Raw genomic sequence first — 219 nt, 5'->3', positions numbered from 1 at the left:
ATTAGCTATGATATCCAAACGACGGATCCAAATTTGTTTGCTAACGTATTTTGTCCTGCGACTAATATTGAGGAAGGTAAAAGTTATTCAAACTTATTACCATCTTTGAATGTTAAGTTAGAGCTGCAATACAACATGATTTTACGCTTAGCCGCGTATGATAGTATTACAAGACCAACAATGTCGCAGCTATCACCTGCTACTACGTTTAAATAGCCA

General features: G+C 36.1%; 1 protein-coding gene. It reads left to right on the top strand.

The features are described from left to right. Positions 1-216 (top strand): hypothetical protein (locus tag V6260_RS19025; protein WP_341595608.1); only part of this gene is annotated, 216 nt, incomplete at its 5' end. Positions 217-219: the final 3 nt, after the last annotated feature.

This window comes from Pseudoalteromonas aliena (assembly GCF_038155085.1).
GTDB lineage: Bacteria > Pseudomonadota > Gammaproteobacteria > Enterobacterales > Alteromonadaceae > Pseudoalteromonas > Pseudoalteromonas aliena_A.
Note: the sequence above shows the minus strand (reverse complement) of the source record. Positions and strands in the feature narration are given on the sequence as shown.